This window comes from Micromonospora sp. DT15, assembly GCF_049841475.1.
Classification (GTDB): domain Bacteria; phylum Actinomycetota; class Actinomycetes; order Mycobacteriales; family Micromonosporaceae; genus Micromonospora.
Map to the genome: position 1 here is coordinate 463,337 of NZ_JBNCKJ010000004.1, position 17,022 is coordinate 480,358.

The following is a 17,022-nucleotide window of genomic DNA, read 5'->3' on the forward strand; positions in this document are numbered from 1 at the left end:
TCACGCCCGCAGATCACCTGCCGCGTCCAGTAGTTGGGCGACACCGGCGGCCCGGTCGGTGAGGTGCAACCGCAGCAACGGCCGCTCCCGACCGGCGAGAGCCTGCCGGTCACCGGCGGCCTGCGCCGCCTGCAACTCACCGAAGGTGTACGGCTTGCCCGGCACCGCGAGGTCCTCGGCGACCGCGCCGGTCACCTGGAGGTAGCTGCCCACCTGCGGGCCGCCCTTGTGGTACTGGCCAGTCGAGTGCAGGAAGCGCGGACCCCAGCCGAAGGTGACCGGTCGGCCACCCGCCTGCGCCAGCAGCGACCGCAGCTTGGCCGTGTCGGCGTCGGCGAACCGGTCGAGGTACGCCATCACCGCGAGGTAACCGTCGTCGCCCAGCCCGTCGAGCAGCCAGCGCAGCACACCGGCCAGGTCGCCGGGGGCGCCCTGCGGGGCGTACACCTCGATCGCGCCCTCGGTGAACGACGGCGTCTCCGCCGGCAGGCCCGAGGCCAGGATCTTGTTGGTGTTCTCCTTGGACTCGGTGACGTTGGGCTGGTTGAACGGGTCGATGCCGAGCACCACACCGGCCACCGCGGTGGCGTACTCCCAGGCCAGGAACTGCGCGCCCAGCGGGCCGTTGACGGCCACGTCCGGGGTGGCCCCGCCGCCCGGCATGTCACCGGGGGCCAGCGCGCCGCCGTAGCTGATCGTCAGCACGTCCGCGCCGGTGGCGCCGGGGCTCTGCGGAGACTCCACGACCACCGGCAGGATGCCCACCCCGGCCTTGCCCGTCGACTCGGCGATCAGCTGCTCGGCCCAGTCGCCGAGCCCGTCGATGCCGGTGCCGTCGGACACCAGGGCGACCTTGTCCCGGGCGAGCGTTGCCGCCGCGCCCAGAGCGGCGCCCAGCGCCAGCGCCGGGTTGTTCTGATCCGCGCCGAGCGACGTGAACAGCGCGTCGGCCTGGTCGAGCAGCTCCGCGACCTCGACCCCGGCCAGCGCCGAGGGCACCAGGCCGAACGCGGTGAGCGCCGAGTAGCGGCCGCCGACGTTCGGGTCGGCGAGCACCGTGAACGCGCCCATCTCGGCCGCGGTGGCCTCCAGCGGCGAACCCGGGTCGGTGACGATGACGAAGTGCCGGCCGGCCTCCGCCTCGGTCATCCCGGCGTCCAGGAACGCCTGCCAGTACGCGCGCCGGTGGCTGTCGGTCTCCACCGTCGACCCGGACTTGCTCGCCACCACCACGACGGTGCGCTCCAGCCGGTCACCGAGCGCCGCCCGGACCTGGCCCGGGTCGGTGGTGTCCAGCACCGTCAACGGGCGTCCGAGCGTCTGGGTGATCACCTCGGGCGCGAGCGAAGAGCCGCCCATGCCGGCGAGCACCACGTGATCCAGGTCGGCCAGCTCCGCGCTCAGCTCGGCCAACTGGACGAGCAGCTCGCGGCTGCGCCGGTGGGTGTCCACCCAGCCCAGCCGGATCTTGGCCTCGGCCTCGGCGTCCGGACCCCACAGGCTGGCGTCCTTGCCCGCCAGCCTGCCCGGGACGCCGGCCTTGACCAGCGCGTCCCGGGTCGAGGCAGGCGCGGCCTTGTCGACCGCGTCCGCGCCGTACACGGCCAGCCCGGCGGCTGCCTCCACCGGCCCCGCAAGCAGGTCGCTCATGCGCCACCAGCCTTGTCGGCGGCCTTGGCGTTGCCCTTGGCGGCCTTGTTCGGCGCGCCGGTGCCCTGCGCCGCGGCCTTCAGCGACTTGGTCACCCCGTCGAGCAGCTCCTGCCAGCTGACCTCGAACTTCTCCACGCCCTCGCGCTCCAGGGTGACGATCACGTCGGCCATGTCCACCCCGACCGACTCCAGGTCCGCGAAGACCTTCCGGGCCGCGTCGTAGGCCCCGGTGACGGTGTCACCGCGGGTCTCGCCATGATCGGCGTACGCGTTGACGACGGACTCCGGCATGGTGTTGACAGTGCCGGGGGCGATCAGCTCCTCGACGTAGATGGTGTCCTTGTAGTCAGGGTTCTTCGTCGAGGTGGACGCCCACAGCGGCCGCTGCGGGTGCGCGCCTGCTGCGGCGAGCGCCTTCCAGCGGTCCGAGGCGAACACCTCGGTGTAGCGCTCGTACGCCAGTTGGGCGTTGGCGACGGCGGCCTTACCCCTGAGCGACTTGGCCTGCTCGGAGCCGATCTTCTCCAGCCGCTTGTCGACCTCGGCGTCGACCCGGGACACGAAGAAGGACGCGACCGAGCCGATCTTCGACAGGTCGTGGCCGTTGGCCTTGGCCTGCTCCAGGCCGGCGAGGAACGCCTCCATGACCGCCGAGTAGCGGTCCAGACCGAAGATCAGCGTCACGTTCACGCTGATCCCCTCGGCGAGCGTGTCGGTGATCGCCGACAGGCCCTCCTCGGTGGCCGGGATCTTGATGTAGAGGTTGGGCCGGTCGACAAGCCACCACAGCGCCTTGGCCTCGGCGACGGTCTTGTCCGCGTCGTGCGCGCTGCGGGGGTCCACCTCGATCGAGACGCGGCCGTCGACGCCGTCGCTGCCGTCGTACGACGGGCGCATCACGTCGCAGGCCCACCGCACGTCGTACGTGGTGAGCATGCGGACGGCCTCTTCCACGTCCACGTCACGAATAGCGAGGTCGCGCAGTTGCCAGTTGTACTCGTCGGCGTCGCTCAGGGCCTTGGCGAAGATCGTCGGGTTGGTGGTGACACCGGCCACGTGCTTCTCGCGGCGGAGCTGGTCCAGCCCGCCGGAGCTCAGTCGTACCCGGGAAAGGTCGTCGAGCCAGACCGCCACGCCCGCGGCGGTCAGCTCATTCAGCTTGTCGGTCATGCCGTCCACGCTCCCTCAGTTGCCGGTCGTGAAACCGGTGATGTCGCCCACCCGGGCCAGCGAGGCGTGTGCCGCCGCCACGATCCGGTCACCGGTGAACCCGAACTGCTCGAAGAGCACGGTGTGCGGGGCGCTCGCGCCGTAGTGCTCGATGCTGACGCTCTCGCCCAGGTCACCGACGATGCCGCGCCAGGACATCGCGATGCCCGCCTCCACGCTCACCCGTGCCTTTACCCCGCGGGGGAGCACCGATTCCCGGTACGCCTCGTCCTGCTCGTAGAACCACTCCTGGCACGGCATCGAGACGACCCGGGTCGGGGTGCCGTCGGCCTCCAGCCGCTCCCAGGCGGTCAGGCAGAGCTGCACCTCGGAGCCGGTGCCCACGATGATCACCTGGGGCTTGCCGTTGGACGCCTCGGCCAACACGTAACCGCCCTTGGTCACGCCCTCCGCGCTGCCCAGGACGTCGCGGTCCAGGGTCGGAAGCGGCTGACGACTCAACGCCAGCGCGGTGGGCCGGTCGGTGTGCTCCAGCGCCTGCCGCCACGCCCAGGCGGTCTCGTTGGCGTCGGCCGGGCGGACCACGTCCAGGCCGGGAATGGCGCGCAGCGCGGTCAGGTGCTCCACCGGCTGGTGGGTCGGGCCGTCCTCGCCGAGGCCGATCGAGTCGTGCGTCCAGACGTAGGTCACCGGCAGCTTCATCAGCGCGGCCAGCCGCACCGACGGACGCATGTAGTCGCTGAACACCAGGAACGTGCCGCCGTAGGGGCGGGTGCCGCCGTGCAGGGCGATGCCGTTGAGGATCGCGCCCATGGCGTGCTCACGGATGCCGAAGTGCAGCGTGCGGCCGTACTCGTGGCCGGGGAAGTCCTTGGTGGCGTGGGCGGCCGGGATGAACGACGGCTCGCCCTTCATCGTGGTGTTGTTGCTCTCAGCCAGGTCGGCCGAGCCGCCCCACAGCTCCGGGAGCACCGGCGCGAGCGCCTCCAGCACCTTGCCGGAAGCGGCCCGGGTGGCCACACCCTTGGCGTCCGCGGGGAAGACCGGCAACGCGTCGGTCCAGCCGTCGGGGAGTACGCGGCCAGCCAACCGCTCGTAGAGCGCGGTGCGCTCCGGGTTGGCCTTCTTCCAGGCGTCGAACGCGGCGGTCCACTCCTGCTCGGCCGCGTCGCCGCGCCCCATCACGGTGCGGGCGTGGCTGAGCACCTCCTCGTCGACCTGGAAGGTCTGCTCCGGGTCGAAGTCGAGGATCCGCTTGGTGGCCTTCACCTCATCGGCGCCGAGCGCCGAACCGTGGATCTTGCCGGTGTTCTGCTTGTTCGGCGCGGGCCAGCCGATGATGGTGCGCAGCGCGATGAAGGAGGGACGAGCGGTCTCCGCCTTGGCGGCCACCAGCGCCGCGTACAGCGCCTCGGCGTCCTCGTGGTAGTCGCCCTGGTCGGCGTCGCCGCTGCGCCAGTCGACGGTCTGCACGTGCCAGCCGTACGCCTCGTAGCGGGCGGCCACGTCCTCGCTCTTGGCGATCCGGGTGTCGTCCTCGATGGAGATCTCGTTGTCGTCGTAGATCACTGTGAGGTTGCCCAGCTGCTGGTGCCCGGCGAGGGCGCTGGCCTCGTGGCTGATGCCCTCCTCGATGTCACCGTCGGAGACGATGCACCAGATGTCGTGGTCGAAGACGGACGCGCCCAGCTCGGCCTCGGGGTCGAACAGGCCGCGCTCGCGGCGGGCCGCCATGGCCATGCCGACCGCGTTGCCCAGACCCTGCCCGAGCGGGCCGGTGGTGGTCTCCACGCCCGGCGTGTGCCCGTGCTCGGGGTGCCCCGGCGTCTGCGAGCCCCACTGCCGCAGCGACTTGAGGTCGTCCAGGCTCAGCGGGTAACCGGAGAGGAACAGCTGGATGTAGAGCGTCAGGCTGGAGTGCCCGGCGGAGAGAACGAACCGGTCGCGGCCGGGCCAGTTCGGGTCGGCCGGGTTGTGCCGCATGACGCGGTTGAAGAGGAGGTACGCCGCGGGCGCGAGGCTCATCGCGGTGCCCGGGTGGCCGTTGCCGGATTTCTCTACGGCGTCCATGGCCAGCACGCGGACGGTGTCGACGGCCCGGCGATCGAGGTCGGACCAGTTCAGTGCGGGGTGCTCGGGTCGTTTAACAGCCACGATGGTTGTGCTCCTCGGCAGATGGGCGGAACCCTCACCGATGACCTTATCGAGCGTCCCTAAACATGCGCCCGGGGATCTGCGCATGGTGTGCGCTACGTGACCATCCGGATGCTCGGTTCAACCCGGTGGTGTGACGGCCCGCACCGTTGTCGGGTCGGCCGGGCAGCCAAAACGACGACGCGTAGTGTGTGGGGCGGTATGCGGATCCGTGCGGTCCCGACCAATCCGATCTCCCCGTGCCCGATGCCGGAAGGTGGCAATCCGTGAGCATGATCACCGAGCGCCCCGCGAGCAACCCGGCCGGGCCACACCCGGCGCGGGCGGCCGAGGGCCCGGTGGCCCGACGGGACGTACGCGCCGTTGTCTCGGCGTACGTGTCGCTCACCAAGCCGCGGATCGTCGAGTTGCTGCTGGTCACCACCATCCCGGCGATGATGCTCGCCGAGGGTGGGCTGCCGTCGCTGTGGCTGATGGCCATCGTGCTGATCGGCGGCTCGCTCGCCGCCGGCGCGGCAAGCGTCCTCAACTGCTACATCGACCGCGACATCGACCAGCTGATGCGGCGTACCAAGCGTCGGCCGCTGCCGGCACACACCGTGTCGCCGCGGAGCGCGCTGATCTTCGGTCTGGTGCTGGCGGCGGTGTCGGTGGCCCTGATGGCGGCGTTCACCAACCTGCTGGCCGCCGGGCTGACCCTCGCCGCGATCGCTTACTACGACCTCGTCTACACCCTGTGGCTCAAGCGTTCCACCCCGACGAACACCTTCTGGGGCGGCGCCTGCGGGGCGGCACCGGTGCTGATCGGGTGGGCTGCGGTGACCGGCTCACTGGCGCCGGCCGCCTGGGGGCTCTTCGCTGTGGTCTTCTTCTGGCAGATGCCGCACTTCTACCCGCTCGCCATGAAGTACAAGGATGACTACGCCCGGGCCGGCATCCCGATGCTGCCGGTGGTGGCCTCGACTCGCCGGGTGAACGCCGAGATCCTGATCTTCGCGTGGCTCACCGTGCTCACCTCCCTGGCCGTCTGGCCCCTGGGGCTCAGCGCGATCTACGGGGTGCCGACCCTGGTGGTGGGTGCCATCTTCATCCTCGAGGCACACCGACTCTGCCGGCGCGCGACGCGCGGCGAGGCGATCAAGCCGATGCGGCTGTTCCACTGGTCGACGACGTACCTGACGATTGTCTTCGTGGCCGTCGCGCTCGACGCGCTGATCTGACCCGTCCCGGCCGACTCCGCGCCCCGCTCTCCGCGTGCGGAGGCCCTGCGCCCGTCGGCTCCGCTAGCTGCCTTCCGCCGCGCCGCGTTCGGCTTTCCGGCCCTCGCGATGTCCGTCTGCCGCGTGTCCGTGCGGCCGCGCTGTCAGCCCAGGTGGCACCCAGCGGCTCGGGTCGGCGGCGATCGATGCCGCTGATCTACTGACTAATCACGGACGTGGATGAGTTGTCCGGGTTTAACGTCACATCAGAGTAACTTTCTACATGAGTCGGATCGGCTCAACCTGGGAGGGTTCGAAGGCGATTTGCCGGCGCGCTTTGGGCGTAAAAGTCGGTAAATAACCGGACAGCAAACCTGTGGTCGTCCTTAAACCTGTAGGTAATTGGCATCACAAAAGGTTCATGGTTCTCGCCCGACGGGGTGCAAGTCTGCTTAGGCTTCGCGTCATGGCAGATGGTTCCGATACGACGCTGACCGCTGAGCAGACCGCCGGCGAGCAGGCGCCCCAAGGCCTGGTTGCGGGTCTCAAGGCGTTCGCCGCAGAACACGGCGGCGCGAAGGCGGTCATCGAGTACGTCGGCAAGCGCGGCGCGCGAATCGTCCTGGTAGGTGCCGACGGTGAGTGGGGCGACCAGTTCGCCGACGACACCGTCACCGCCCGGGAGGCGTGCGCCAAGGCGGGAGTCACCGTCGAGAACGCCTGGGAGCGTGAACTGATGGACCAGATGCGTCCGAGCAACGACCTCTGGCGGTCGATGGCCCGGCGCACGATGGCCCGCTGAACAGACAGCTGAATTGACCACATATCACCAGTCGACCCGGGGGGAACCCCGGGTCGCTCTCGTCACCTGCTCCGACCTGGCCGACCTCGACCCGGACGACCGGCTGGTCCTCGCCCCGCTCGCCGCCCGTGGCGTCGCCGTCCAGGCCGTCGTCTGGGACGACCCCGACGTCGACTGGTCGTCCTACGACCTGGTCGTGCTCCGCTCACCCTGGGACTACGCGCTGCGCCGCGACGAGTTCGTGTCCTGGGCGTCGACAGTGCCGACGCTCGTCAACCCGGCCGACGTAGTCCGCTGGAACACCGACAAGCGCTACCTCGCCGAGCTGAGCGCCGCCGGCGTGCCAACCGTGCCGACAGCCTGGGTCATGCCGGGGGAGAGCTGGCAGCCGCCCGCCGAGACCGGCGAGTACGTGCTCAAACCCGCCGTCAGCGCCGGCAGTCAGGACACCGGCCGGTACGACCTGGCCGACCCGGAGCACCGCGACCTTGCCGCCGCACACGTTCGCCGACTCTCCGAGGCCGGCCGGGTCACCATGGTCCAGCCGTACCTGCGGGCCGTCGACACCGAAGGCGAGACGGCTCTGCTCTTCCTGGCCGGTCCCGAAGGGCTCGCGTTCAGCCACGCGATCCGCAAGGGTCCGATGCTGTCCGGGCCGGATTTCGGTCCGGACGGGCTGTACAAGGCCGAGGAGATCACCGCCCGTACCGCTCGCCCCGAGCAGTTGGCGGTGGCCGAGCAGACCCTCGCGACGGTGCCCGGCGGCACCCGACAGCTGCTCTACGCCCGGGTCGACCTGATCCCCGGCGCGGACGGCGAGCCGGTCCTGGTCGAACTGGAGCTGACCGAGCCGTCGCTCTTCATCGGGTACGCGAACGGCGCGCCCGAGCGCCTCGCCACCGCGATCACCACTCACCTGGCCCGCAACGCCTAACCACTCACACAACAAGCAACTCCCGAACGGCCGCCCGCGCCGCGCGCTCCTGCGTCCGGCTGCCGCGCTGCCGTCCTGCCGTCCTGCCGTCCTGCCGTCCTGCCGTCCTGCCGTCCTGCCGTCCTGCCGTCCTGCCGCGCTGCCGCCGGCAAGATCGCGCAACATCCTGGTTCTAGTGGCTTCCCGGCGTTCCGTGACCACTACATCCTGGTTCGAGTGCGATCTTGGTGGCCCGGGGCGCCAAGGCCGGGGTTCCGATCTCCAAAGGGGCGGCGTTCGTCGTCAAGATCGGCGCAGGATCAGGAATGTTGCTGTCTCCGGCGTGGTGGAGGCAGCAACATCGGGGATGTTGCGCGGATCTTGGGCGCGGGGCGCGGGGCGCGGGGCGCGGGGCGCGGGGCGCGGGGCGGGGCGCGGGGCGGGGCGCGGGGCGGGGCGCGGGGCGCGGGGCGCGCGGCGAACGAAGGGGCGCGCGGGCGGTCAGGCGGTGACTGGTACCGGGGCGGCGGCGTCGGTCGGGGTGGCCTGGGGGGCCGGCGTGACCGGGCGGCGTTCCCGGGTGGACCACTGCACCGACAGCGCGGCCAGCAGTACCAGGCAGGAGCCGAGCATGTGTGCGCCGACCAGGAACGCCGGCACGTGGGTGAAGTACTGCACGAAGCCGATCAGGCCCTGGCCCAACTCCACGGCGACCAGGATGATCGCGGCGCGGGTGGCCTGCTGCGCACCGACGGCGCGGAACGCGAAGATCAGCGCCACCGACAGGCCGATCAGCAGGAAGACCCCGTCCGCGTGCACCTGGGAGATCGTCTCCGGGTCGAGCCCGTTGCGGGCGGCGCCGTGGTCGCCGGCGTGCGGGCCGCTGCCGGTGACCCAGGTGCCGACGACCAGCACGGCGACGGTGACGCCGGTGGTGACTCGGGCCAGCGCGCGCAGCGGTGCGGGCACCACGGCCACGGTCGGGCCGTCGGGGTCGCCGATGCGTCGCCAGAGGGCGTACGCGGCGGCGATCACGGCCATCGAGGCGAGGAAGTGCAGCCCGACCACCCACGGGTTGAGGTTGGTCAGCACGGTGATGCCACCAAGGACCGCCTGGGCGGGGATGCCCAGGAAGACCACCACGGCCAGTGCGAGGAGCCCGGGTCGGCGGGGCCGGTGCAGCAGTACGGCCAGCACCGTGGCCAGCGCGATCAGACCCACCGCGAAGGTCAGCATCCGGTTGCCGAACTCGATGACGCCGTACACGCCCATCTCCGGCGTGGTGACGTAGGAATCGTCTGTGCACCGGGGCCAGGTGGGGCAGCCGAGGCCCGAGGCGGTCAGTCGGACGGCCCCGCCGGTGACGACGATGCCCACGTTCGCGATGATCGAGGCGAGCGCGAGGCGGCGCAGCAGGATGCCGGAGACCGGACGGACGATTCGGTTCACGGCGCAAATCCTACGCACCGTAGTGATCGAGGTTCGTCCGACTCCGTCAGTGCGGTGGTTGGGATCACCGGGGCCCGGGTTTGCGACCCTCCGGGTAATTACGTAACGTTGGCGTTGTGAAAAACGCGGCGGCGCTCTCCGGGCACCAGCCGACGGCCGTGCCGGCCGTCGGCGCGTCCGCGTCCGCGCCTGCCGTGACCACGCCGGTCGGCCCCGCCGGGCCGGCGGCGGCCGAGGTCTCCACCCGGGATCGGGTCACCCAGTTGCTGTTGGAGCAGGGTGCCACCACCGCCGCGCAGCTAGGCGCGGCGCTCGGGCTCAGCCCGGCGGCGATCCGCCGACACCTCGACGCGATGCTTGCGGATGGTGACGTGTACGCCCGCGAGCAGCCCGTGCAGGGCAGTCGCGGTCGGGGCCGCCCGGCGAAGGTGTTCCTGCTGACCGAGGCCGCCCGGGTCCGCTGTGGCACACACCACTACGACAACATGGCCACCGCCGCGCTGCGCTGGATCGCCCGCAGCGGCGGCCCGGACGCGGTGGAGGCGTTCGCCACCGAGCAGGTGTCCGCTCTCGAGTCGCGCTGTCGGGCGGCCATGGAGGATGCGGGCGACGACCCTCTCGCGCGAGCCGAGGCACTTGCCGCAGCGCTCACGGGCGAGGGTTACGCTGCCAATGCGACCACGATCGCCTCTGGCGGCCAGCTCTGTCAGCACCACTGCCCGGTGGCGCACGTGGCCGCCGAGTTTCCTCAGCTGTGCGAGGCCGAGACCGCGGTCATCTCCCGTCTGGTCGGCACCCACGTGCAGCGTCTGGCCACCATCGCGCACGGCGACGGGGTGTGCACCACGCACATCCCGACCCAGCCGGGCCGTGCTCAATCCGGTAATCCCGTAACCACTGTGAGGACAGATAGATGACCGAGCAGATCGTCCAGCCCCTGACCCAGGAAGAGCAGCTCGCCGCCCTGGGCCGGTACGAGTACGGCTGGTCCGACCCGGACGCCGCCGGGGCTGTCGCCCAGCGTGGCATCAACGAGGCGGTGGTGCGGGACATCTCGGCCAAGAAGAACGAGCCGGCGTGGATGCTCGACCTGCGGCTGAAGGGCCTGCGGCTGTTCGGCCGTAAGCCGATGCCGGCGTGGGGCGCGGACCTTACCGGGATCGACTTCGACAACATCAAGTACTTCGTCCGGTCGACCGAGAAGCAGGCCACCAGCTGGGAGGACCTGCCCGAGGACATCAAGAACACCTACGACCGGCTGGGCATCCCGGAGGCGGAGAAGCAGCGGCTGGTCGCCGGTGTCGCGGCGCAGTACGAGTCCGAGGTCGTCTACCACAAGATCCGCGAGGACCTTGAGGAGCAGGGCGTCCTCTTCCTGGACACCGACACGGCGCTGCGCGAGCACGAGGACGTCTTCAAGGAGTACTTCGGCACCGTGATCCCGGTCGGCGACAACAAGTTCGCCGCCCTGAACACCTCGGTGTGGTCCGGTGGCTCGTTCATCTACGTGCCGAAGGGCGTGCACGTCGAGATCCCGCTGCAGGCCTACTTCCGGATCAACACGGAGAACATGGGCCAGTTCGAGCGGACGCTGATCATCGTCGACGAGGGTGCGTACGTGCACTACGTCGAGGGCTGCACCGCGCCGCTCTACTCCTCCGACTCGCTGCACAGCGCGGTCGTGGAGATCATCGTCAAGAAGAACGCGCGTTGCCGCTACACGACCATCCAGAACTGGTCGAACAACGTCTACAACCTGGTCACCAAGCGCGCCGTCTGCCACGAGGGCGCGACCATGGAGTGGGTCGACGGCAACATCGGCTCCAAGGTGACCATGAAGTACCCGGCGGTCTACATGACCGGCGAGCACGCCAAGGGCGAGGTGCTCTCGGTGGCGATGGCCGGCGAGGGTCAGCACCAGGACGCCGGCGCCAAGATGGTGCACGCCGCGCCGCACACCTCCTCGACCATCGTGTCGAAGTCGATCGCCCGTGGCGGCGGCCGCACCTCGTACCGGGGTCTGGTGCAGGTGCTGGAGGGTTCGCACCACAGCCGGAGCACCGTCAAGTGCGACGCACTGCTCGTCGACACGATCTCCCGCTCGGACACCTACCCGTACGTCGACATCCGTGAGGACGACGTGTCGATGGGGCACGAGGCGACCGTCTCCAAGATCAGTGATGACCAGCTCTTCTACCTGATGAGCCGGGGCCTGAGCGAGGACGAGGCGATGGCGATGATCGTGCGCGGCTTCATTGAGCCGATCGCCAAGGAGCTCCCGATGGAGTACGCCCTGGAGCTCAACCGCCTGATCGAGCTTCAGATGGAGGGCGCGGTCGGCTGACGCCGCCGTTCCCCCGTGACGGGCCGGAACCTCGGCCCGTCACACCCGGCCCCAACTCGTCGTCACGGAACAGACAGACCAAGGAAGACATGACTACCCAGGCTTCCGCGCCGCCGCCCAGCACCAAGTCGCAGGCGCTGCGCTCGTACGACGTCGCCGACTTCCCGGCCCTCACCGGCCTGGAGGAGGAGTGGCGCTTCACCCCGCTCAAGCGCCTGCGCGGCCTTACCGGTTACGCGCCGGCCGCTACCGGCGCGGTCCGACACGAGTACGGTGACCTGCCCGAGGGCGTTGCCATCACCCGGGTCGGCCGTGACGACGAGCGCGTCGGCAGCGTGCTGATCCCGGTCGACCGGGTCAGCGCGTTGGCTTACGGTGCCGCCGCGGACGCACTGCTGCTGCGGGTGGACCCCGACGTGGTGCTCGGCGAGGCGGTACGGCTGCAGGTGGTCGGCGAGGGCGTCGAGCAGCCGGCGTTCGGTCACACCTTCGTAGAGGTGGGCCGGTTCGCCGAGGCGACAGTGGTGCTGGAGCACGTCGGGTCGGCCACCCTGGCCGACAACGTCGAGGTCGCCGTGGCCGATGGCGCGAAGCTGACGCTGGTCACGGTCGCCGACTGGGCCGACGACGCGGTCCAGGTCCAGCACCTGAAGATCAAGCTGGGTCGGGACGCCAAGGTCATCCACATCCAGGTCTCCCTGGGTGGCGACCTGGTCCGGCAGTTCACCAGCGTGGAATACACCGGGCGCGGGGGCGAGGCCGAGCTGTACGGCGTCTACTTCGCCGACTCCGGCCAGCACCTGGAGCACCGGCAGTTGGTCGACCACAATGTGCCGGACTGCCGCAGCTACGTCGGCTACCGGGGCGCTCTGCAGGGCGAGAGCGCGCACACCGTCTGGGTGGGCGACGTGCTCATCCAGGCCGAGGCGACCGGCACCGACACGTACGAGATCAACCGGAACCTGCTGCTCACCGACGGCGCGCGGGCGGACTCCGTACCCAATCTGGAGATCGAGACCGGCGAGATCGCCGGCGCCGGTCACGCCAGCGCGACCGGCCGCTTCGACGACGAGCAGCTGTTCTACCTGATGGCCCGGGGCATCCCGGAGAGTGAGGCCCGCCGGCTGGTGGTCCGTGGCTTCTTCGCCGAGCTGATCAACAAGATCCCGGTGGAGTCGCTGCGGGAGAGCCTCGGCGACGCGATCGAGGCCCGGCTGACCAAGGCCGGCGCTTGATGATCCGGCTCTGCTCCACCGAGGACGTGCCGAAGGGCACCGCGATCCGCGCGGACGTCGAGGGCACTCCGATCGCCCTGGTGCACGGCGAGGACGGCAACTTCTACGCCGCGTACGACGAGTGCTCGCACGCCGCTGTCGCGCTCTCCGAGGGCGAGGTCGACGGCTGCACGCTCGAGTGCTGGTTGCACGGCTCGCGCTTCGACCTGCGCACCGGCGAGCCGACCGGCCTGCCCGCCACCGAACCCGTCCCCGTCTACCCCGTCGAAGTCCGCGACGGCGACATCTACCTCAGCCTGACGCCGAGTAATGGAGTGACCCGATAATGAGCACCCTGGAGATCCGCGACCTGAAGGTGTCGGTCAAGCTGCCCGAGGGTGAGCTCAAGCCGATCCTGGCCGGCGTCGACCTGACCGTGAAGTCGGGCGAGACCCACGCGATCATGGGCCCGAACGGTTCCGGCAAGTCCACCCTGGCGTACTCGATCGCCGGCCACCCCAAGTACGAGATCACCGGCGGTACGGTGACCCTCGACGGCGAGGACGTGCTGGCGATGACTGTCGACGAGCGCGCCCGCGCCGGTCTCTTCCTGGCCATGCAGTACCCGGTCGAGGTGCCCGGCGTCTCGGTGGCGAACTTCCTGCGGACCGCGAAGACCGCCATCGACGGCGAGGCGCCGAAGCTCCGTACCTGGGGTGGCGAGCTGCGCGGCGCTATGGAGCGCCTCCAGATGGACCCGGCGTTCGCCCAGCGCAACGTCAACGAGGGCTTCTCCGGTGGTGAGAAGAAGCGGCACGAGATCGTCCAGCTGGAGCTTCTCAAGCCGAAGATCGCGATCCTCGACGAGACCGACTCCGGTCTCGACGTGGACGCGCTGCGCGTGGTCAGCGAGGGCGTCAACCGGGTCCGCGACACCGGCGACACCGGCGTGCTGCTGATCACCCACTACACCCGGATCCTGCGCTACATCAAGCCGGACTTCGTGCACGTCTTCGTGGCCGGCCGGATCGTCGAGCAGGGCGGCCCGGAGCTGGCCGACAAGCTCGAGGCCGAGGGCTACGAGCGGTACGCCGCCGGGGCCGGCACGGCCAAGGCCTGAGCGAAAGAGGCGCTGCCGAGATGACCAGCATCGCGATCCCCGAGGGGATGCCGCAGTACGACGACGTGCCGCGTTTCGACGTGGCCCGGGTGCGCGCCGATTTCCCGATCCTGGACCGGGAGATCAACGGGCACCCGCTGGTCTACCTCGACAGCGCCAACACCTCCCACAAACCGCGCCAGGTGCTCGACGTGCTCGACGAGCACTACGCGCGGCACAACGCGAACGTGTCGCGGTCGGTGCACACCCTGGGCACCGAGGCCACCGAGGCGTACGAGGGGGCGCGGGCGAAGGTCGCCGCGTTCATCAACGCGCCGAGCGTCGACGAGGTGGTGTTCACCAAGAACTCCACCGAAGCGATCAACATCGTGGCGTACGCCTTCTCGAACGCCTCGCTGCGCGCGGACGCCGACCCCCGGTTCCGGCTCGGTCCCGGCGACGAGGTGGTGATCTCCGAGATGGAGCACCACTCGAACATCGTCCCGTGGCAGCTGCTCTGTGAGCGGACCGGCGCGACCCTGCGCTGGTTCCCGGTCACCGACCAGGGCCGGCTGGACGAGTCGGGCCTGGAGGACCTGGTCACCGAACGGACGAAGATCGTCTCGTTGGTGCACGTGTCGAACATCCTGGGCACTGTCAACGCGACCTCCCGGATCACCGCTCGGGTCCGCGAGGTGGGCGCGCTGCTGCTGCTGGACTGCTCGCAGTCGGCGCCGCACCTGCCCCTCGACGTGGTCGACCTGGACGCCGACTACATCGTGTTCACCGGCCACAAGATGTGCGGCCCGACCGGCATCGGTGTGCTCTGGGGCCGGGCCGAGCTGCTGGCGGCCATGCCGCCGGTGATGGGCGGCGGCTCGATGATCGAGACGGTCACCATGGGCCGCTCGACGTTCGCCGCCCCGCCGGCCCGGTTCGAGGCCGGCACCCCGCCCATCGCCGAGGCGGTCGCGTTGGGCGCGGCGGTGGACTACCTGACCGGCGTCGGGATGCGAGCCATCCAGTGGCACGAGAAGGAGCTGACGGCGTACGCGCTGGACGCCTTCGGCTCGGTGCCGGACCTGCGGATCTTCGGCCCGACAGTGCCGGTGGGCCGGGGCGGCACCATCTCGTTCGCGCTCGGTGACGTGCACCCGCACGACGTGGGTCAGGTGCTCGACTCGCTCGGCGTGCAGGTGCGGGTGGGTCACCACTGTGCCAAGCCGGTGTGCAGCCGGTTCGGCGTCCCCGCCATGACCCGGGCCTCGTTCTACCTCTACACCACCACCGAGGAGATCGACGCTCTGGTGGCCGGTCTGGAGCAGGTACGGAAGGTGTTCGACTGATGCAGCTCGACCAGCTCTACCAGGAGATCATCCTGGACCACTACAAGCGCCCGCACGGGCGTGGCCTGCGCGATGCCGACGACCCGGGCGACCAGGTCGCGGAGGCGCACCACGTCAACCCCACCTGCGGTGACGAGGTCACCGTCCGGGTGGCCACCGACGGCACAGTGCTGCACGACATCTCGTACGACGGGATGGGCTGCTCGATCAGCCAGGCGTCGGCGAGTGTGCTGCACGAGTTGCTGCGTGGTCGGGGCGCCGGGGAAGCATTCGAGGTGCACGAGGCGTTCGTGGAGTTGATGTCCGGACGTGGCCAGGTCACGCCGGACGAGGACGTGCTCGGTGACGGGGTTGCTTTCGCGGGTGTGGCCCGTTACCCCGCCCGGGTCAAGTGCGCGCTGCTGCCGTGGATGGCGTTCAAGGACGCCGCGGCACGCGCCGGTGTGGGCGTGAGCCCGGAGGTGAAGGCGTGAGCGAGCGTCAGCGAGCGAATGACACAGTGGTGCCTTGCGGCATCACGCAGCGAAGCGGAGGGACGGCATGAGCGAGCACATCGCTGCTACTGAGGCGACGCCGGAGGCCGGTGACACCACTGTGGTGCCGCAGACCGACGCCGCGGCGACCGACGGCACCTCTGACGCCGCCGCTCCTGCGGGCGGCGTCAGCAAGGCCATGATCGCCGACATCGAGGAGGCGATGAAGGACGTCGTCGACCCGGAGCTCGGCATCAACGTGGTCGACCTTGGCCTCGTGTACGGCGTCCACGTCGACGACGAGAACGTCGCCACCCTGGACATGACGCTCACCTCGGCGGCCTGCCCGCTGACCGACGTCATCGAGGACCAGACCCGGCAGGCGCTGACCACCGGCCCCGGCGGTGGCCTGGTCAACGACATCCGGATCAACTGGGTGTGGCTCCCGCCGTGGGGCCCGGACAAGATCACTGACGAGGGTCGGGACCAGCTTCGCTCCCTCGGCTTCAACGTCTGAACCGATCCCACTTCGTCGAGCGCGGTACCCGTCCGGGTGCCGCGCTCGACGCGTTTCCAGACCAGCCCCGGAAGTAGTGGAATGGATCATTCCAGTCTGCTGCGCTCAATCATAAAACGGAGCGGAATATTCCGCTCTGGTAGCGAGTGGGTCAGCTCGCTGGAAGCCGGCGGAGAGGGCAGAACAATGAGCGGGATGGCGGGGGGCAGTGGCGGACCGTGCTCGATAAGGCGCACGCGGCGCTTCGGACGGCAGTCGAGGGAGTTTCGGCCGACGCCTGTGAGCGGCCCACCCCCTGCGAGCGGTGGAACGTCACCCAGGTGCTTCAGCACGCGGTCGGCGACCAGCTCGCGACCCCCGACTGACCGCCTGAAGTTCGGCTCCGCTCCCTCGGCCGATCCCAGAACACCCCAAGATCGCGCTCGATCCTCGATGTAGTGGCCTCGGTGCGTCGCCGAGGCCACTACATCCTGGTTCGAGTGCGATCTTGGTGGCCGGGGGCCGCCAGGGGCGGGGGTCCGATCTCCAAAGGGGGGCGGCGTTCGTCGTCAAGATCTGCGCAGGATCAGGGATGTTGGTGTCTCCGGCGTGTCGGAGGCAGCAACATCCGGGAAGTTGCTCGGATCTTGGGCGCGGGGCGCGGGGCGCGGGGCGCGGGGCGCGGGGCGCGGGGCGCGGGGCGCGGGGCGC

16 protein-coding genes are annotated in these 17,022 nt (G+C 70.0%); 12 read left to right on the forward strand and 4 right to left on the reverse strand.

Annotated elements, in window-relative coordinates; all coding sequences use genetic code 11:
• The 3 genes from ACLQ3F_RS12355 to tkt are packed head-to-tail and all read right to left on the reverse strand — an operon-like array spanning nucleotide 1 to nucleotide 4,976.
• Nucleotides 1–1,650: a glucose-6-phosphate isomerase gene (locus ACLQ3F_RS12355; RefSeq protein ID WP_425848689.1), complete on the reverse strand. Its 1,650-nt coding sequence runs from the start codon at nucleotides 1,648–1,650 to the stop codon at nucleotides 1–3.
• Nucleotides 1,647–2,822: a transaldolase gene (tal, locus tag ACLQ3F_RS12360; RefSeq protein WP_425848691.1), complete on the reverse strand. Its 1,176-nt coding sequence runs from the start codon at nucleotides 2,820–2,822 to the stop codon at nucleotides 1,647–1,649. The genes ACLQ3F_RS12355 and tal overlap by 4 nt, the downstream gene beginning before the upstream one ends.
• Before the next feature lie 15 nt (nucleotides 2,823–2,837).
• Nucleotides 2,838–4,976 (reverse strand): transketolase, encoded by a 2,139-nt coding sequence (gene tkt, locus ACLQ3F_RS12365; RefSeq protein ID WP_425848693.1) that lies wholly within the window; start codon nucleotides 4,974–4,976, stop codon nucleotides 2,838–2,840.
• Between the two features lie 266 nt (nucleotides 4,977–5,242).
• Here tkt and ACLQ3F_RS12370 point away from each other — a divergent pair, with 266 nt between their 5' ends.
• The 3 genes from ACLQ3F_RS12370 to ACLQ3F_RS12380 all read left to right on the forward strand — a co-directional run bounded on the left by ACLQ3F_RS12370 (nucleotide 5,243) and on the right by ACLQ3F_RS12380 (nucleotide 7,911).
• Nucleotides 5,243–6,196: a heme o synthase gene (locus ACLQ3F_RS12370; RefSeq protein ID WP_357260570.1), complete on the forward strand. Its 954-nt coding sequence runs from the start codon at nucleotides 5,243–5,245 to the stop codon at nucleotides 6,194–6,196.
• A 445-nt stretch (nucleotides 6,197–6,641) separates the two neighbouring features.
• Complete coding sequence (locus ACLQ3F_RS12375; protein ID WP_357198526.1) at nucleotides 6,642–6,977, forward strand: hypothetical protein; 336 nt, start codon at nucleotides 6,642–6,644, stop codon at nucleotides 6,975–6,977.
• Between the two features lie 13 nt (nucleotides 6,978–6,990).
• The gene (locus tag ACLQ3F_RS12380) at nucleotides 6,991–7,911 is read left to right on the forward strand and encodes an ATP-grasp domain-containing protein (protein ID WP_357260567.1); all 921 of its coding nucleotides are present in this window, start codon (nucleotides 6,991–6,993) and stop codon (nucleotides 7,909–7,911) included.
• Between the two features lie 480 nt (nucleotides 7,912–8,391).
• Here the strand turns inward: ACLQ3F_RS12380 and ACLQ3F_RS12385 are convergent, their stop codons facing one another.
• Nucleotides 8,392–9,357, reverse strand: coding sequence for a COX15/CtaA family protein (locus ACLQ3F_RS12385; RefSeq protein ID WP_425848697.1), 966 nt, complete (start codon nucleotides 9,355–9,357; stop codon nucleotides 8,392–8,394).
• Between the two features lie 98 nt (nucleotides 9,358–9,455).
• Between ACLQ3F_RS12385 and ACLQ3F_RS12390 the strand changes: the two genes are divergently transcribed.
• The 9 genes from ACLQ3F_RS12390 (at nucleotide 9,456) to ACLQ3F_RS12430 (ending at nucleotide 16,697) form a co-directional block, all read left to right on the forward strand.
• Nucleotides 9,456–10,256 carry a helix-turn-helix transcriptional regulator gene (locus tag ACLQ3F_RS12390; protein WP_387354268.1) on the forward strand — a complete coding sequence of 267 codons (801 nt, stop codon included), beginning with the start codon at nucleotides 9,456–9,458 and terminating at the stop codon, nucleotides 10,254–10,256.
• Nucleotides 10,253–11,683 (forward strand): Fe-S cluster assembly protein SufB, encoded by a 1,431-nt coding sequence (gene sufB, locus ACLQ3F_RS12395; RefSeq protein WP_074312771.1) that lies wholly within the window; start codon nucleotides 10,253–10,255, stop codon nucleotides 11,681–11,683. Before ACLQ3F_RS12390 ends, sufB begins: the two co-directional genes overlap by 4 nt.
• An 89-nt stretch (nucleotides 11,684–11,772) precedes the next feature.
• On the forward strand, nucleotides 11,773–12,918 hold the full coding sequence (gene sufD, locus ACLQ3F_RS12400; RefSeq protein ID WP_425848700.1) for a Fe-S cluster assembly protein SufD: 1,146 nt from the start codon (nucleotides 11,773–11,775) through the stop codon (nucleotides 12,916–12,918).
• Complete coding sequence (locus ACLQ3F_RS12405) at nucleotides 12,918–13,244, forward strand: non-heme iron oxygenase ferredoxin subunit (RefSeq protein ID WP_355009955.1); 327 nt, start codon at nucleotides 12,918–12,920, stop codon at nucleotides 13,242–13,244. Before sufD ends, ACLQ3F_RS12405 begins: the two co-directional genes overlap by 1 nt.
• Complete coding sequence (gene sufC, locus ACLQ3F_RS12410; protein WP_007462702.1) at nucleotides 13,244–14,017, forward strand: Fe-S cluster assembly ATPase SufC; 774 nt, start codon at nucleotides 13,244–13,246, stop codon at nucleotides 14,015–14,017. Before ACLQ3F_RS12405 ends, sufC begins: the two co-directional genes overlap by 1 nt.
• A 20-nt stretch (nucleotides 14,018–14,037) precedes the next feature.
• The gene (locus ACLQ3F_RS12415; protein ID WP_355009956.1) at nucleotides 14,038–15,342 is read left to right on the forward strand and encodes a cysteine desulfurase; all 1,305 of its coding nucleotides are present in this window, start codon (nucleotides 14,038–14,040) and stop codon (nucleotides 15,340–15,342) included.
• Nucleotides 15,342–15,815 (forward strand): Fe-S cluster assembly sulfur transfer protein SufU, encoded by a 474-nt coding sequence (gene sufU / locus ACLQ3F_RS12420; protein ID WP_091403700.1) that lies wholly within the window; start codon nucleotides 15,342–15,344, stop codon nucleotides 15,813–15,815. The genes ACLQ3F_RS12415 and sufU overlap by 1 nt, the downstream gene beginning before the upstream one ends.
• Nucleotides 15,816–15,882: 67 nt before the next feature.
• Nucleotides 15,883–16,332, forward strand: coding sequence for a metal-sulfur cluster assembly factor (locus ACLQ3F_RS12425; protein ID WP_425848703.1), 450 nt, complete (start codon nucleotides 15,883–15,885; stop codon nucleotides 16,330–16,332).
• Nucleotides 16,333–16,550: 218 nt separating this feature from the next.
• Nucleotides 16,551–16,697: a maleylpyruvate isomerase N-terminal domain-containing protein gene (locus ACLQ3F_RS12430; RefSeq protein WP_425848706.1), complete on the forward strand. Its 147-nt coding sequence runs from the start codon at nucleotides 16,551–16,553 to the stop codon at nucleotides 16,695–16,697.
• Nucleotides 16,698–17,022 lie beyond the last annotated feature (325 nt).

Coding starts and splice junctions, on each gene's coding strand:
- sufU (WP_091403700.1), top strand. CDS start 15,342: ATGCAGCTCGACCAGCTCTACCAGGAGATCATCCTGGACCACTACAAG.
- sufD (WP_425848700.1), top strand. CDS start 11,773: ATGACTACCCAGGCTTCCGCGCCGCCGCCCAGCACCAAGTCGCAGGCG.
- ACLQ3F_RS12375 (WP_357198526.1), top strand. CDS start 6,642: ATGGCAGATGGTTCCGATACGACGCTGACCGCTGAGCAGACCGCCGGC.
- sufB (WP_074312771.1), top strand. CDS start 10,253: ATGACCGAGCAGATCGTCCAGCCCCTGACCCAGGAAGAGCAGCTCGCC.
- tal (WP_425848691.1), bottom strand. CDS start 2,822: ATGACCGACAAGCTGAATGAGCTGACCGCCGCGGGCGTGGCGGTCTGG.
- ACLQ3F_RS12415 (WP_355009956.1), top strand. CDS start 14,038: ATGACCAGCATCGCGATCCCCGAGGGGATGCCGCAGTACGACGACGTG.
- ACLQ3F_RS12425 (WP_425848703.1), top strand. CDS start 15,883: ATGAGCGAGCACATCGCTGCTACTGAGGCGACGCCGGAGGCCGGTGAC.
- ACLQ3F_RS12355 (WP_425848689.1), bottom strand. CDS start 1,650: ATGAGCGACCTGCTTGCGGGGCCGGTGGAGGCAGCCGCCGGGCTGGCC.
- ACLQ3F_RS12405 (WP_355009955.1), top strand. CDS start 12,918: ATGATCCGGCTCTGCTCCACCGAGGACGTGCCGAAGGGCACCGCGATC.
- sufC (WP_007462702.1), top strand. CDS start 13,244: ATGAGCACCCTGGAGATCCGCGACCTGAAGGTGTCGGTCAAGCTGCCC.